14 protein-coding genes and 1 tRNA gene are annotated in these 15,651 nt (G+C 63.0%); 9 read left to right on the top strand and 6 right to left on the bottom strand.

Features of this window, described 5'->3' with window-relative positions; translation table 11 throughout:
* Positions 1–15: 15 nt before the first annotated feature.
* The 3 genes from FJ959_RS27785 (at position 16) to FJ959_RS27795 (ending at position 3,825) form a co-directional block, all read left to right on the top strand.
* On the top strand, positions 16–1,740 hold the full coding sequence (locus tag FJ959_RS27785) for an ABC transporter substrate-binding protein (RefSeq protein ID WP_140498786.1): 1,725 nt from the start codon (positions 16–18) through the stop codon (positions 1,738–1,740).
* 93 nt (positions 1,741–1,833) lie between these two features.
* Positions 1,834–3,327, top strand: coding sequence for a glycerol kinase GlpK (glpK, locus tag FJ959_RS27790; protein WP_140633188.1), 1,494 nt, complete (start codon positions 1,834–1,836; stop codon positions 3,325–3,327).
* Between the two features lie 27 nt (positions 3,328–3,354).
* Positions 3,355–3,825: a DUF6882 domain-containing protein gene (locus tag FJ959_RS27795; RefSeq protein ID WP_140633191.1), complete on the top strand. Its 471-nt coding sequence runs from the start codon at positions 3,355–3,357 to the stop codon at positions 3,823–3,825.
* A gap of 99 nt (positions 3,826–3,924) precedes the next feature.
* Here the strand turns inward: FJ959_RS27795 and FJ959_RS27800 are convergent, their stop codons facing one another.
* Entirely contained in the window at positions 3,925–4,395 is a 471-nt protein-coding gene (locus tag FJ959_RS27800; protein WP_140633194.1) for a BA14K family protein, read from the bottom strand.
* 299 nt (positions 4,396–4,694) lie between these two features.
* Between FJ959_RS27800 and FJ959_RS27805 the strand changes: the two genes are divergently transcribed.
* Positions 4,695–4,770: transfer RNA gene (locus FJ959_RS27805), tRNA-Lys, on the top strand.
* Position 4,771: 1 nt separating this feature from the next.
* Here the strand turns inward: FJ959_RS27805 and FJ959_RS27810 are convergent.
* Positions 4,772–5,257 (bottom strand): hypothetical protein, encoded by a 486-nt coding sequence (locus FJ959_RS27810; RefSeq protein ID WP_140557739.1) that lies wholly within the window; start codon positions 5,255–5,257, stop codon positions 4,772–4,774.
* Between the two features lie 167 nt (positions 5,258–5,424).
* Here FJ959_RS27810 and FJ959_RS27815 point away from each other — a divergent pair, with 167 nt between their 5' ends.
* The 5 genes from FJ959_RS27815 (at position 5,425) to FJ959_RS27835 (ending at position 11,611) form a co-directional block, all read left to right on the top strand.
* On the top strand, positions 5,425–6,483 hold the full coding sequence (locus tag FJ959_RS27815; RefSeq protein ID WP_140633197.1) for a glycosyltransferase family 4 protein: 1,059 nt from the start codon (positions 5,425–5,427) through the stop codon (positions 6,481–6,483).
* A gap of 45 nt (positions 6,484–6,528) precedes the next feature.
* Entirely contained in the window at positions 6,529–8,691 is a 2,163-nt protein-coding gene (locus FJ959_RS27820; protein ID WP_140584627.1) for an amylo-alpha-1,6-glucosidase, read from the top strand.
* An 82-nt stretch (positions 8,692–8,773) separates the two neighbouring features.
* Positions 8,774–10,543 carry a trehalose-6-phosphate synthase gene (locus tag FJ959_RS27825; protein WP_140515328.1) on the top strand — a complete coding sequence of 590 codons (1,770 nt, stop codon included), beginning with the start codon at positions 8,774–8,776 and terminating at the stop codon, positions 10,541–10,543.
* The gene (otsB, locus tag FJ959_RS27830; RefSeq protein ID WP_140515329.1) at positions 10,543–11,346 is read left to right on the top strand and encodes a trehalose-phosphatase; all 804 of its coding nucleotides are present in this window, start codon (positions 10,543–10,545) and stop codon (positions 11,344–11,346) included. Before FJ959_RS27825 ends, otsB begins: the two co-directional genes overlap by 1 nt.
* A 52-nt stretch (positions 11,347–11,398) precedes the next feature.
* On the top strand, positions 11,399–11,611 hold the full coding sequence (locus FJ959_RS27835) for a hypothetical protein (RefSeq protein WP_140498769.1): 213 nt from the start codon (positions 11,399–11,401) through the stop codon (positions 11,609–11,611).
* A 9-nt stretch (positions 11,612–11,620) separates the two neighbouring features.
* Here the strand turns inward: FJ959_RS27835 and dprA are convergent, their stop codons facing one another.
* From dprA to FJ959_RS27855, 4 genes are read right to left on the bottom strand one after another with little or no spacing between them, the layout of a single operon-like run.
* Positions 11,621–12,757 carry a DNA-processing protein DprA gene (gene dprA, locus FJ959_RS27840; RefSeq protein WP_140633200.1) on the bottom strand — a complete coding sequence of 379 codons (1,137 nt, stop codon included), beginning with the start codon at positions 12,755–12,757 and terminating at the stop codon, positions 11,621–11,623.
* Entirely contained in the window at positions 12,754–13,341 is a 588-nt protein-coding gene (gene plsY / locus FJ959_RS27845; protein ID WP_140515331.1) for a glycerol-3-phosphate 1-O-acyltransferase PlsY, read from the bottom strand. The genes dprA and plsY overlap by 4 nt, the downstream gene beginning before the upstream one ends.
* A 58-nt stretch (positions 13,342–13,399) precedes the next feature.
* Positions 13,400–14,686 carry a dihydroorotase gene (locus tag FJ959_RS27850; RefSeq protein ID WP_140633203.1) on the bottom strand — a complete coding sequence of 429 codons (1,287 nt, stop codon included), beginning with the start codon at positions 14,684–14,686 and terminating at the stop codon, positions 13,400–13,402.
* Complete coding sequence (locus FJ959_RS27855; RefSeq protein WP_140633206.1) at positions 14,683–15,648, bottom strand: aspartate carbamoyltransferase catalytic subunit; 966 nt, start codon at positions 15,646–15,648, stop codon at positions 14,683–14,685. The genes FJ959_RS27850 and FJ959_RS27855 overlap by 4 nt, the downstream gene beginning before the upstream one ends.
* Positions 15,649–15,651 lie beyond the last annotated feature (3 nt).

Genomic DNA, 15,651 nt, shown 5'->3' on the forward strand with positions numbered 1-15,651 from the left:
CGTGGAGGAAACACAATGCGACGGCAATTATTGACATCTACGACCGCCCTTGTCCTCTTGCTCGGCGTGGGCAACGCCTATGCCGGCATGGACGAGGCAAAAGCCTTTCTTGACAAGGAGATAGGCGATCTGTCGACGCTTTCGCGCGCCGATCAGGAAAAGGAAATGCAGTGGTTCGTCGACGCCGCCAAGCCGTTCGCCGGCATGGATATCAAGGTCGTGTCGGAAACGCTGACGACGCATCAATACGAGTCGCAGGTTCTGGCTCCGGCCTTCACCGCCATCACCGGCATCAAGGTCACGCACGACGTCATCCAGGAAGGCGACGTCGTTGAAAAGATCCAGACCCAGATGCAGACTGGCCAGAACCTCTATGACGGCTGGGTCAACGATTCCGACCTGATCGGCACCCACTGGCGTTACCAGCAGGTGCGCAACCTGACCGACTGGATGGCGGGCGAAGGCAAGGATGTCACCAATCCGAACCTCGATGTGAAGGATTTCATCGGCACCTCCTTCACCACCGCTCCGGACAAGAAGCTCTATCAGCTTCCCGACCAGCAGTTCGCCAACCTCTACTGGTTCCGCTACGACTGGTTCAACGACGAGAAGAACAAGGCCGACTTCAAGGCCAAGTACGGCTACGATCTCGGCGTTCCCGTCAATTGGTCGGCCTATGAGGACATTGCCGAGTTCTTCACCGGCCGCGACGTCGACGGCAAGAAGGTCTACGGCCATATGGACTATGGCAAGAAGGACCCGTCGCTCGGCTGGCGCTTTACCGATGCCTGGCTATCGATGGCCGGCAATGGCGACAAGGGTATCCCGAACGGCCTGCCGGTCGACGAATGGGGCATCAAGGTCAACGAGAAATCGCAGCCGGTCGGCTCCTGCACGGCGCGGGGCGGCGACACCAACGGCCCGGCCGCCGTCTACTCGATCCAGAAATATCTCGATTGGCTGAAGGCCTACGCACCACAGGAAGCGCAGGGCATGACCTTCTCGGAATCCGGTCCGGTTCCCGCGCAGGGCAATGTTGCCCAGCAGATCTTCTGGTACACGGCCTTCACCGCCGACATGGTCAAGCCCGGCCTGCCCGTCATGAACGACGACGGCACGCCGAAATGGCGCATGGCTCCGTCGCCGCACGGTGTCTACTGGAAGGACGGCATGAAGCTCGGCTACCAGGATGTCGGTTCGTGGACGCTGATGAAGTCGACCCCGACCGACCGTGCCAAGGCCGCCTGGCTCTACGCCCAGTTCGTCACCTCGAAGACGGTGGACGTGAAGAAGAGCCATGTCGGCCTCACCTTCATCCGCGACTCCACCATTCACGACAAGAGCTTCACGGAGCGCGCGCCGAAGCTCGGCGGCCTGATCGAGTTCTATCGCTCGCCGGCCCGCGTGCAATGGTCGCCGACCGGCACAAACGTGCCGGACTATCCGAAGCTGGCACAGCTGTGGTGGCAGGCGATCGGCGATGCCTCGTCGGGCGCAAAGAGTGCGCAGGAAGCGATGGATTCGCTTTGCGCCGAGCAGGAGAAGGTCATGGGCCGCATCGAGAGGTCCGGCGTCCAAGGCGATATCGGGCCGAAGCTCGCCGAGGAACATGATCTCGCCTACTGGAATGCCGACGCGGTCAAGGCCGGCAATCTCGCTCCCCAGCTCAAGATCGAGAACGAGAAGGAGAAGCCCCAGACCATCAACTATGACGAGCTGGTCAAGAGCTGGCAGAAGTAGGACTGACCTATGCGGGCGTTCGCGCCCGTGTAAAATTCAGGGAGGCGGCACGTTGCCGTCTCCCTTCTTTGTGTCGTGACGGAGGAAGTGCGAATGAATGGCTTTGTCCTGGCAATCGACCAAGGCACCACGTCGAGCCGGTCGATTCTGTTCGACGGCGACATGAAAGTCGTCGGCAGCAGCCAGCAAGAATTCACCCAGCACTATCCTGCTTCCGGCTGGGTCGAGCATGACCCGGAAGATATCTGGGCCAGCGTCGTGGCGACCGTGAAGGGCGCATTGAAGAATGCCGGGCGGGAGGCATCGGACGTCGCCGCGGTCGGCATAACCAACCAGCGCGAGACCGTCGTCATTTGGGACAGGGCGACCGGCAAGCCGATCCACAACGCCATCGTCTGGCAGGACCGGCGCACCGCGCCGCTATGCCGGAAGCTGAAGAAGCAGGGATTGGAAAAGACCTTCACCAGGAAGACCGGCCTGCTGCTCGATCCGTATTTCTCCGGCACGAAGATAGCCTGGATGCTGGACAAGGTGAAAGGCGCCAGGAGACGCGCCGAGAAAGGCGAATTGCTGGCCGGCACCATCGACAGTTTCCTGATCTGGCGCCTGACCGGCGGCAGGGTGCATGCCACCGACGCCACAAACGCCTCCCGCACGCTAGTCTACAACATCGAGAAGAATGCCTGGGACGACGAGCTGCTGGCCATCCTGAACATTCCGGCAAGGATGCTCCCCGAGGTGAAGGACTGCGCCGATGATTTTGGAATCACGCAGAAAAATCTCTTTGGCGCCGAGATAAGGATCCTCGGCGTTGCCGGCGATCAGCATGCCGCGACCATCGGCCAGGCCTGTTTCGAGCCCGGCATGATGAAATCGACCTACGGCACCGGCTGTTTCGCGCTGCTCAACACCGGCACCGACCTGGTGCGCTCGAAGAACCGGCTGTTGACCACGATTGCCTATCGGCTGAACGGCAAGACCACCTATGCGCTGGAAGGATCGATCTTCATCGCCGGCGCCGCCGTGCAATGGTTGCGCGACGGCATCAAGGTGATCGGCAAGGCCGAACAGAGCGGCAAGCTGGCGGCCGAGGCCGATCCGACCCAGGACGTGTATCTGGTGCCGGCCTTTGTCGGGCTCGGCGCGCCCCACTGGGATGCCGAGGCGCGGGGCGCGATCTTTGGCCTGACCCGCAATTCGGGGCCGGCGGAGTTTGCCCGCGCCGCGCTCGAATCCGTGGCCTACCAGACGCGCGACCTGCTCGATGCCATGCGCAAGGATTGGAAAGGTACGGCGGCCAAGACGGTGCTTCGGGTCGACGGCGGCATGGTGGCGTCCGACTGGACCATGCAACGGCTGGCCGACATTCTCGACGCCCCGGTCGACCGTCCGACCATTCTTGAGACGACCGCGCTTGGTGCCGCCTGGCTCGCCGGCTCGAAGGCGGGCGTGTGGCCTAAGGCGCGGGAGTTCGCCAAGACATGGGCGCTCGACCGCCGCTTCAGACCAGACATGGAGCCTGCGGCGCGCTCGGCCAAGCTGGCGGGGTGGCGCGATGCTGTTCGCAGGACGCTGAGCGTATCATAATCAACAGTCAGATTGGGCGAGGGGGAAATGAAGCCAAACTGGTACTCTGCTTGGCGCGCCGAGGCTATCAAACAACTGAAGGCCAAGAATAAGCGCTTGGAGGAAGAATTCCGCATCGGCCACTGGTCGCGCTATGACTTGAGCAACGGAAAGCTCTTGTTCTCCAAGGACGGAGCGATCAAGGTGATCACCGAAATCCAGATCGCCGGTTCCACGAATGCCAAGGCACAGAACTGGCTCTGGGCGTGGGCAAATTCAAATCTGCCCGATAGTCTTCTTAGAGATGCAAAGCTGGTTCGGTTCTTCGGCGAGAAGAACCGCATTGACGAACTGGCTCAGGCTTACGTGATAGATGCGGGCAATCAGCTGGAAGTGCTGGGTTGGGAATTGACCGCCGTCATGGTTCGAATTTGCGATGCCGTCGGAGCGTACCGATCACCCCGTGGTGAAGGTGGCGGGCTTTATTATATGGTCAAGACCATCAATTGGGCCAGCTGATCACAGTCTACCTGTTGACCGCTGTCGCACCACAGAAAGCCCGCGCCATTTCCGGCACGGGCTTTGACTTTCTATCCCTCTGACGAACACTGTCGCCCATCAGTAGGGTGAAATGCACTGCTGGCGCGGGCCGTTATACGGCTGGAACGTGTTGTCGGATGCGCGGTAGGAACGGTAACGGTCATAGCACCACTGCACATGCGAATTGCCTTCATAGACGCGGTTCCGGTTGTTGGCGATCGCGCCGGTTATCAGCGCGCCAGTGGCGAAAGCAGCAAGCGGGAACCAGAAATCGCCGTGACGGCGATAGCCCGGACGGTATTCACGGTAGCCGCGATGGCCGTTCCAGTAGGCTCCGCGGTTGTCGCGGTAGAAGTTGCGGTTGCCGCGAAACTCGCCGCGGAAGTTACGGCGCCGCTCCCAGGGCCTGTACTGCACGGTCTGGATATCGGACGAGATCGATGCAGGCTGCGGTACATAGGCCGGTGCGGCTTCGACCGGCATGGCAGCCGCCACTGCGAAGGAAGCTGACAGTGTGGTCGCCAGCAAACCCGACAGGACTTTGTTCATGATCTTCTCCTTGAGAGGTTGACGTCCCTTGTGGCGGAGGAAACGGGCACGCTCGCGAATTGTTCCTGGAAAAAAAGGCAAGTTGCTGATTTGTAATGTTTCTCCGGTTTGGGATCGATGGGGCCCACAGGGTCTTTCGCCTGTCTGGCAAAGGTTCGGCATGTCCTTGCGGAAACGGCCGGCCGGGAGAGCCGGCACGGCGGGAACGCATGGCTTGGTGGCCCGTTTTTTCCGGTTGACCCGTCGAGGCACTCTCCCTATGTTCCGCGCATTTCGAGGGCGCCGTTTCCAGCCCACGGGAGCGCGTAGCTCAGCCGGTAGAGCAACTGACTTTTAATCAGTAGGTCATGGGTTCGAATCCCATCGCGCTCACCACTCAGTCCCGTGACAAATGCACGTTCAGGACAGCGGCTTTTTTGGCGATCAGTCCTTCCAGATCCGCGTCCGATCGGGTGGTGCCGGTGCGTTCGCGCAGCAGGGAGATCATCGCGCGCATCGAAAGCGGGGCGGTTTTTTGCTGAACCAGGATCGCGTCCACCGCGCCGGCAACGTCGGGGCCTTCCGCTGGTGCTCTCATGGTCGGATCCTTTCTGTCCAGCTCCGCCTCGGTGCCGCCGACCGATCCTCTGATGCCGCGGTCAAAGACGACGGCCAACCCGTTCTTGACGGCGAGGGCCGCGACCATGTCGTCGAGTTCGTGGTCCGAAAAGCTGGGGTCGGAAGGCGTGGGTTTCAGGATTCTGTGAATCACCCTGGCGGCCTGGTCCGTCGAAACATAGCCGAAGCGCTGTTTTCTAGCTTCGACATATTGTTCGATGATCATGTCAAGCCGGCGGGCTGCAATGTCCTTTGATTGCTGCATCGGAACCTCCTCGGGTCGTCATGGCGCGCAGGAGCAGCACCTAAAGAGATAGGGCCGCCCGGAAGAACATCAAACATGAGAAATGACGCATCTGCCGATACCGGAGGAACGATCGCGCCGCTGATGCATTTTTGCCTTTGACCAGCTTATTGAGGGAACGCAGGCCAATGAAGATCGCCCATATCGCGCCGCTGTATGAATGCGTGCCGCCAAGGCTCTATGGAGGCACCGAACGCATCATCTCCTATCTCACCGAAGCTCTGGTCGGGCTCGGCCACGATGTAACGTTGTTTGCCAGCGGCGATACCAGGACCTCCGCCCGGCTGGTCGCGTGCCGGGAACGGGCGCTGCGCCTCGATCCCCGGCCGTTGAAGTCGGAGATCGCGGCGCATCTTTCGATGCTCGAGGAAGTCAGGAGACAGGCCGACGATTTCGACATTCTTCACTTCCATCTCAGCCACTTCCTGCATTTCCCGTTTTTCCGCCATATGCCGGAGCGCACGGTGACGACGCCGCATGGCAGGCTGGACTATGTGGATCTGGCACAGGCCTATGAGCGGTTCCCGCGTTTTCCGATGATTTCCATTTCACGCAGCCAGAGGACGAGGCTCGCGTCCGCCAACTGGTTGGCGACCATCCATCATGGGCTGCCGCTCGATCTCTATGGGCCGGATTTTGAAGCCGGCTCCGACGGCACATATCTGGCGTTCCTCGGCAGGATGTCGCGCGACAAGCGGCCGGACCGGGCGATCGAGATTGCCAGGCGCACGGGCCTGAGGCTCAAGCTCGCGGCCAAGGTGGGCGACGGCGACCGGGCCTATTTCGAGGAGGTCGTCCAGCCGCTGATCGATGGCGATCGCGTCGAATATGTCGGCGAGATCAGCGAGGACCAGAAGAGCAGGTTTCTCGGCAACGCCGCTGCCTTGCTGTTCCCCATCGACTGGCCCGAGCCTTTTGGTCTGGCGGTAATCGAGGCCATGGCCTGCGGAACCCCTGTCATGGCTTGGAGCTGCGGCGCCATGCCCGAGATCATCGATCACGGTGTGACCGGCTTCGTCGTCGAAACCCTCGAGGACGCCGTCGCCACCATGCCGGCCCTGCTCCAGCTCGACAGGCGCCGGATAAGGGCCGTTTTCGAAGGACGGTTCTCGGCCGACCGCATGGCGCGCGACTATGTCGCCACCTATTCACAGGCGATCGACACTCAACAAATCAGGGCTTCCTAGTACAGTGCCCCGTTCAGAAACAAGCACGGGACAGTCTTCTTGACCATCACCCAACTTGACGAGCGCAAGCTTGATCCCGCAATAGCCCTGGCCTCCCTGGACGAAACCGCGCCGAGGGAACCGCACCGGCTCTTCGCACTCAAGCATGGCGACTGCTTCGCCGTCGCCGATTCCTATGGCGACATACGCGGTGTGGGCGACGGCTTCTTCCGCGACGACACGCGCGTGCTTTCCGAATTCCGCCTCGCGGTGGGCGGTCGTTCGACGTCGCTGCTGGGCGCATCGCTGAGCCAGGACAATGTCCTGTTCACCTCCAACCTGACCAATCTGCCTATAGAGAGTGCCGGCGGCCGTCCCATCCCGCAAGGAGCGATCCACATCGAGCGTGTCAGGCTGCTGTGGGAGGACCGCCTGTATGAGCGCCTGACCCTTTCCAACTACAGCCAGGAACATTCGACCGTCCTGCTTTCGCTGCGCTTCGCCGCCGATTTCCGCGACATGTTCGAAGTTCGTGGCTCGACACGCGCCAAACGAGGCACCGCCCATACCGCCGAGATGGACCAGAACTCGGTTCTGCTTCGCTATGAAGGCCTGGACAAGGTGGTGCGTACGTCGACGATATCGTTTTCGCAGAAACCGGACGAATTGACCTCCGACCGGGCGGATTTCTTCATTGCAGTCACCAAACGCAGCCGCAAGACACTGTATGTCGAGGTCGGCAGCGAGATGGCCGATGTGCCCGACCGCGACCGGTTTCGCGCCGCGGCGGCGCGCGCGCGTTTCGGCATGCGCGCCAAGCGCCGCCATGGCGCGACGCTGCACAGTTCGGGCAGGGTGTTCAACGACTGGATGGAGCGCGCCCGTGCCGATGTGGCGCTGCTCACCACCGAACTTGCGACCGGCCCTTATCCCTATGCCGGCATTCCGTGGTTCTCGACGGCCTTCGGCAGAGACGGCGTGATCTCGGCGTTGCAGATGCTCTGGCTCAATCCCGGCTTGGCGCGCGGCGTGCTTGCCTTTCTCGCGCAACATCAGGCGACCGAAACCTCGCCCTTCAGCGACTCTCAGCCCGGCAAGATCATGCATGAAACGCGCAAGGGTGAAATGACGGCGCTGAGCGAGTTGCCGTTCGGCCGCTACTATGGCGGGGTCGACACCACCCCGCTCTACGTTCATCTCGCCTGCGCTTACGCGGACCGCACCGGCGACATGGTCTTTATCGACGGCCTGTGGCAGTCGCTATGTGCAGCCGCCGAATGGATCGAGGCGGCAAGCGCTTCGACCGGATTCGTCACCTACCGGCGTGCGGCGGAGTCAGGCCTCGCCAACCAGGGATGGAAGGACAGCTTTGATTCGGTCTTTCATGCAGACGGTCGTATCCCGAAGGGGCCGATCGCGCTGGTCGAGGTGCAGGGCTACGTCTTCGCGGCGTTCCAGGGGCTGGCGAGACTGGCTCGCCGGCGAGGCGAGACAGAAAAGGCGGAAGGCTGGGAAAGGCGGGCCGAAGAGATCCGCCGGCGGGTTGAAAGTCATTTCTGGATCGAAGAGCTGGGTTATTACGCGCTGGCGCTCGATGGCGACGGCCGGCCATGCGAGGTGCGCACATCCAATGCCGGACATCTGCTATATGTCGGACTTCCGAATCCTGATCGGGCGCGGATCGTCGCCGATCAGTTGCTGTCGGCTTCTTTTCACTCCGGCTGGGGATTGAGGACGCTCGCCGACGACGCAATATTCTTCAATCCCATGTCGTATCACAATGGCTCCATCTGGCCGCACGACACGGCGATATGCGCGGCAGGCCTTGCGCGGTACGGCATTCGCGACAATGTGGTGCGGCTGATGAGCGGGACGTTCGAATCCGCCGTCCATTTCAACATGCGCCTGCCCGAACTCTTCTGCGGCTTCACCCGCGCACCGGGCGAGGCGCCGATCGCGTATCCGGTCGCTTGCCTGCCGCAGGCCTGGTCGGCAGGTTCCGCCTTCATGCTGATGCAGGCCTGTCTGGGCCTCCATATCGACGGCTGGGCCGGCGAAATCCATGTCACAAGGCCGCGCCTGCCAATCGGCATCGACAGCCTGGTGATCCGCCATCTCGCGGTGGCGGGCACGGCAGTCGACCTGACGTTCCAGCGGGTAGGAGACCGTGTGGGCGCGTTCCTGGCCGACCGCCATGAAGGGTTGGCGCCTTTGATCGTGCGCAGCTAAAAACCGGAACCATCATCGGCGACGTGCGTTGCACCATCTCCCCCGCGGAGAGGCGCGACCTAGGCCGGAGCAATTCACATCGATGCCAGACAACAATTTTGACTTCCTCCACTCTGCCTCCGCTCTATGGTTCGTCATTCTTGCCAGCCTCTGCGTTTCCCTTGTTGCCTTGGTGATTTCCGCGCTGCGATCCCGCCGGACCCCGCCGGAACCGGCGAATGTCGAGCCTCCACCGGCTCGTGTCGTATTGCGGGAGTTCGAAAAGAATGGCCATTCCGCCGACGCGGCGCTCGTCAACTGGTCGCCCTCGACACTGCGCGAAATCCTGGCGAAGGAACTGCCGGATGCGCAAGTGATCGTCGTCTCCAACCGCGAGCCCTACATTCACAATCTCAGGGATGACAATGTCGACCTGGTTGTGCCGGCCAGTGGACTTGTCTCGGCGCTGGAGCCGATCACCCGTGCCTGCGCGGGAACCTGGATAGCCTATGGCGGCGGCTCGGCGGATCATCTCGTCGTCGACCAGAACGACCGCATCGAGGTCCCACCTGAGAACCCGTCCTACACGTTGCGCCGTGTCTGGCTGACCGAAGAGGAACAGCAAGGCTATTATCTGGGTTTTGCCAATGAGGGTCTCTGGCCGCTGTGCCACATAGCCTTTACACGGCCCGTCTTCCGCACGTCCGACTGGGAAACATACGAAGCCGTCAATCGCAAATTCGCCGATACCGTCGTTGCCGAAGCCCGGAACGAACGCCCGATCGTCCTCGTCCAGGATTATCATTTCGCGCTGCTGCCGCGAATGATCCGGGAACGCCTGCCCGATGCGATCGTCATCACATTCTGGCACATTCCGTGGCCGAATTCGGAAGTCTTCAGCATCTGCCCCTGGCGGGAAAAAATCCTGGACGGCCTGCTGGGGAGCTCCATCATCGGCTTTCATACGCAGTTCCACTGCAACAACTTCATCGAGAGCGTCGACCGCTTCCTGGAAAGCAGGATCGAGCGCGAGGATTCGGCGATCTCCTATGGCGGCCAGACCAGTCTGGTCCACGCCTATCCGATCTCGATAGAGTGGCCGCCGGCTCAACTCGGGAAATTGCCCGCCATCGCGCAGTGCCGCGCGCGAATTCGCGAAAAATTCGGGCTGGCGGACAATGTCAGCCTCTGTGTCGGCGTCGAGCGCCTCGATTATACGAAAGGCATTCTCGACCGGTTTCACGCATTGGACGAACTGTTCAAGCAACACCCGGAGTGGATCGGCAAGGTGGCCTTCCTGCAGATCGCGGCGCCAAGCCGTGGAACCTTGCCGGCCTACCAGCAACTGCACGAGGAATGCCTGCGTTGCGCGGCGGAGCTCAACGAGCGTTATGGCCGGGACGGCTACACGCCTGTCTTGATGGTGGCTGAACACCATTCCCAGGAGCAGGTCTACGAAATCTACCGGGCCGCCGATGTCTGCATGGTGACCAGCCTGCACGACGGAATGAACCTGGTCGCCAAGGAATTTGTCGCCGCGCGCGACGACGAGCAAGGCGTGCTGATGCTCAGCATGTTTGCCGGCGCTTCAAAGGAGCTTCTCGAGGCGCTGATCGTCAATCCTTACGACGCGACGATGATGGCCGAGGCGTTGCTGCAGGCATTGACCATGGTGCCCGCCGAGCAGCGCCAGCGCATGCAGCGCATGCGCGAGATCGTCCGCGACAACAATGTCTATCGCTGGGCGGGCAGCATGCTTCTCGACGCCGCCCGCTTGCGCAAGCGAATCGCGATCGACCCCGCCGGGCCGGGCTCCGTTGCCGCGGCCAATGTGATATCGCTGCTTGATCGCAAACGGGTCGCGGCGCTGTGATGTCGGGATCGGCAAATCTGTCCGTGCCGACCGTCCCGCAAGGCCGATGGGCACTCTTCCTGGACATTGACGGTACGCTTCTGGAACATGCCGCGCATCCCGACGCGGTGGTCGTCGGCGATGCGTTGCGAAGCATGCTGACAAGGCTGGACGGGCGTCTGGCTGGCGCTCTGGCTTTCATTACAGGAAGATCCGTTTCCGCCGTCGACCGGCTCTTCCAGCCGCTGCGCCTGCCGGCTGCGGGTCTATACGGCCTGGAGCACCGGCTTGTGCGTGACGGCCCTGTCAAGGCGGCCGACGAGCCCGCCGACATTGCCGCGCTTGCCGAGGAAATCGAGGCGGAACTGCACAATGTGGACGTCTATATCGAGCGCAAGGGCCCGATCCTGGCCATTCATACGCGTGCGGCGCCGCAGTTGCTGCAACGGGCGACGCAACTGGTCGAACAGGCCCTGGAGCGGCTTCCGCGAGGATATCGGGTTCTTGCCGGCAATGCCGGGGTGGAACTGATGCCGCTCGAGGCGGCCAAGGGAGCGGCAATCAGGCGTTTCTGCGAGTTGCCGGCTTTCCGGGGGCGGATTCCCGTATTCCTCGGAGACGACACGTCGGATGAGAACGGCTTCGAAGCCGTCAATGAAATGGATGGCATTTCGGTCCGCATCAAACCGCAAGGGAAAACCGTGGCGCGCCACGCGCTGGCCGATGTGGGCGAGACCCTGGCCTGGCTTGAATCCCTATGTCAGGACCAATCGGGCACTGGCCGGTTTGAGGAGGCGGTCCAGCCCACTGTCCGGCAGAGTTGAGGCCGCAAAACGCATTTTGCGCCTTTGAAGAACGGTTTTCAGGAGTTGATCAATGATCCAATTCACCAGCCTCATCCACGAGATCATGCCCGCGTGGCTCCGGCGGCGTTCGCGCCGGCGCATGCAGGACACGGAGACAACTTTCGATCCATCGCGTCCTGAAGACGCCGATGCCGTCTGGCGAAAGGCCGTCGAGAGGGACCTGTTCGGCGCAAACACGCCCGACTATACCGAGACCGAACAGAAGAAGCGCGATCACCACTGACGGAGGCTGTCAGCCTTCCGCGAAGACCAGCGAGACATTGCCGCCGGCATGCCGTTCGAGCCGGCCGGCGAGGTCGAGCTCCAGGAGCACCATGAACACCTGGGCCGGATGCAGGCCGGTGTGGCGGATGATCTCGTCGATCGCCACCGGCGTCGGGCCGAGCGCTTCGGTCACCCTGGCGCGGTCGTTTTCGCCGGGTGGCGGCGTGGCCGAGAAATCGAGGGGATCTTCAAAGGGCGGCAGTTCGGGGGCCCGCAAACCGGTCAGCGGCGCGATTGCCCTGTGAATGTCGGCGGCTTCGGTGACCAAGGTGGCACCGTCCTTGAGCAGGCCATTGGTGCCGGCGGCGCGTGGATCAAGCGGCGAGCCGGGTACGGCGAAGACCAGCCGGCCCATTTCGCCTGCGAGCCTGGCGCTGATCAGGGACCCGGAACGCTGCGCCGCCTCGACCACCACCAGACCGACTGCCGCGCCCGCGACGAGGCGGTTGCGGCGCGGAAAATCCTGCGCACGCGGCTGCCAGCCGAACGGCATCTCCGAAATGATGGCGCCGCCGCGCTCGACGATCTCGTCGCACAGGCCGGCATTCTCAGGCGGGTAGGGCAGATCGAGGCCTCCGGCCAGCACGCCGATCGTGCCGGTCGAGAGGCTGCCCTGATGTGCTGAAGTGTCGATGCCGCGCGCGAGGCCGGAGATGATGGCGTAACCGTCGCGGCCAAGGTCGGTCGCCAGCATGCGCGCCATCTTGATGCCCGCGAGCGAGGCGTTGCGGGCGCCGACGATAGCCACCGCGGGCAGCCGGAACACCGCGCCTTCGCCTTTCACCGCCAGCAGCGGCGGCGGATGGTCCATGTTTTTCAACAGGGCGGGATAGTCCGGCTCGCCGATACCGACAAAGCGGGCGCCTGCCCGCCTTGCGGCCTCCAGTTCCGCTTCGGCCTCGGCGATCGAGGGAATGCGGGCGACCCTGATGGCGCCGCCCGAAATCATCAGTTCCGGCAGCATTTCCAGCGCGACTTCGGCCGAACCGAAGCGGTTGATCAGGTCGCGAAAGGAGGCAGGACCTACATTCTGGGTGCGGATCAGCCGCAGCCAACTCAACCGCTGCCGGTCGCTGAGGCGCGGTCCGGCGAGCGGCTTGCTCACTCCTTCGCCCCGATTTTGCCCTCGGTGCCGGCAAGCAGGCGTGAAATGTTGGCCCGGTGCTTGATGAAGACGATCAGGCTCATCACGACGAACAATGCGGCAATCTGCGGTGTGCTCAGGAAATAGAGGGCGATCGGCACGGCGACCGCGGCCGTCAGCGCTGCAAGCGAGGAGTAGCGGAACAGGAATGCCATGGCCAGCCAGACGATGGCGAAGATCAGCGCCACCTGCCAGGCAAGGCCGATCAGCACGCCGAGATAGGTGGCCACGCCCTTGCCTCCCTTGAATCCGAGCCAGATCGGGAAGAGATGGCCGAGGAAGGCGCCAAGGCCGGCCCAAGCGCCGAGTTCGGGCGCGAAATGGCCCGCGATCAGCACCGCGGCCGTGCCCTTCAGCGCGTCGAGCAGCAGCGTGGCCGCGGCAAGGCCCTTGTTGCCGGTGCGTAGCACATTTGTCGCGCCGATATTGCCGGAGCCGATCTGGCGCACGTCGCCAAGCCCTGCCGCACGGGTCAGCAGAAGCCCGAACGGAATCGAGCCCAGGAAATAGCCGAGCACCAGCGCCGGGATCAGGTTGTAAGTCATTGTTCCCCCCGCATTTCCCCCTGACGGGCTGAATCCGGCGCGATGCGCCGCCGCCCGCTCAGACCGAGAACACTGTGCGGCCCGCCACCAGCGTTTGCAAGACCTTGCCTTGCAGGCGCGCGCCTTCGAAACAGGTGTTCTTCGAGCGCGAGCGGATGCCGCTTTCGCTGACGATCCAGGGTTCATCCAGATCGACAAGCGCAAGGTCCGCGAGAGCGCCGGGCTTGAGCGTGCCGCCAGGCAGGCCGAACAGCCGTGCCGGCGCCGTGGACAAGGTCTCGATCAGCCGCGGCAGCGACACGTCGCCATTGTGGTAGAGCCGCAAGGCGGCGCCCAGCAACGTTTCCAGCCCGATGGCGCCGGCTGCCGCGTCGGCGAAGGGCAGGCGCTTGGTATCGACGTCCTGCGGATCGTGCGAGGAGACGATGATGTCGATCGTGCCGTCCCTGATCGCTTCGATCATGGCCAGGCGGTCTTCCTCGGCACGCAGCGGCGGCGTCAGGCGGAAGAAGGTCCGGTATTCCCCGACATCGTTTTCGTTGAGTGACAGATTGTGGATCGACACGCCCGATGTGACGGTCGCGCCGTCGGTCTTCGCGCGCGCCACCGATGCCGCCGCCATCGCCGTCGATATCTTTGCCGCGTGGTAGGAGCCGCGCGTCAGGCGCGCCAGGGCAAGGTCGCGCTCCAGCGGGATGGTTTCGGCTTCACGCGGAATGCCGGAAAGCCCTAGCCAGCTGGCGTAGAGTCCCTCGTTCATCACGCCCGACGACGCGAGGTCGGCATCCTGGGTTTCGTGCACGATGGTTGCGCCGAAATCGCGGGCATAAGTCAGCGCCCGGCGCATCACCAGCGCGCTTGATATGGTGTGGCGGCCGTCGGTGAAGGCGGCGGCGCCGGCCTCGCGCAGCAGCCCGAATTCGGTCATCTCGCGGCCGTCGAGGCCCTTGGTGATGGCTGCGGCCGGGAAAATATTCACGATTGCCGTGTCCTTGGCGGTGCGCAGCACGAATTCGACCAGGGCCACATTGTCGATGACCGGATCGGTATCGGGCATCATGACGATCGAGGTGACGCCGCCGGCAGCCGCGGCGACACTTGCCGACGCGATCGTTTCGCGATGTTCTCCGCCCGGTTCGCCGATGAAGACGCGGCCGTCGATCAGGCCTGGAATGACCGCCTTGCCGGCGCAGTCGATGATGGTGGCGCCCTCGGGCGCCCCCTGGTTCAGCGCAGCCTTGTCGGCGGCGGCTATCTTCTTCCCCTCGACGATGACCGTCCCGGTCTCGTCTACGCCGCGCGAGGGGTCGATGATGCGGGCGCGCTCGAACACCGTGATGGTCATGCGCCACGGCCCTCGTGGTTGCGGCGCGGGTCGAGCAGCGCTTCCATCACCGCCATGCGCACGGCGACACCCATCTCGACCTGTTCCTGGATGACGCTCTGTGGCCCGTCCGCGATCTCCGAGGCGATCTCGACGCCACGGTTCATCGGTCCAGGATGCATTACCAGAGCGTCGTCCTTGGCCGCCTTCAGCTTCTCGGCGTCGAGGCCGAAATAGCGGAAATATTCGCGCACCGAAGGCACGAAGGTCCCTTCCATCCGCTCGCGCTGCAGGCGCAGCATCATCACCACGTCGGCATCTTTCAGGCCCTCGGCCATTGAGCCGGTGACGATCACGCCCATCCTGTCGATTCCCGAGGGAAGCAATGTCGAGGGCGCGACGACGCGGACCTGCGCGCCGAGCGCGTTGAGCAGCATGATATTGGAGCGGGCGACACGCGAATGCAGGATGTCGCCGCAGATCGCCACGATCAGTTTCGACAGCGGACCCTTGGCCCGGCGGATGGTCAGCGCGTCGAGCAGCGCCTGTGTGGGATGCTCGTGCGCGCCGTCCCCCGCATTGACCACGGAGCAGCCGACCTTCTGCGCCAGAAGGGCGGCCGCACCCGCCGACTGGTGGCGGATGATCAATATGTCGGGCCGCATGGCGTTCAGCGTCATGGCCGTGTCGATGAGCGTCTCGCCCTTCTTCACCGAGGAACTCGCCACCGACATGTTCATGACGTCGGCGCCGAGACGCTTTCCGGCCAGTTCGAACGACGACTGCGTCCGCGTCGAGGCTTCGTAGAAAAGGTTGATCTGGGTGCGGCCGCGCAGTGTCGAGGTTTTCTTCTCGGATTGCCGCGAGATCGCGACAGCCCGGTCCGCCCTGTCGAGCAGAAGCTCGATGTCGGCGGGGGAAAGATCGCGGATGCCCAGAAGATGGCGGTGGGGATAGAGTGGCAGGGACGAAGCGTCGGTCATCTC

This window comes from Mesorhizobium sp. B2-2-4 (genome assembly GCF_006442375.1).
In the GTDB taxonomy this organism is placed as follows: Bacteria; Pseudomonadota; Alphaproteobacteria; order Rhizobiales; family Rhizobiaceae; genus Mesorhizobium.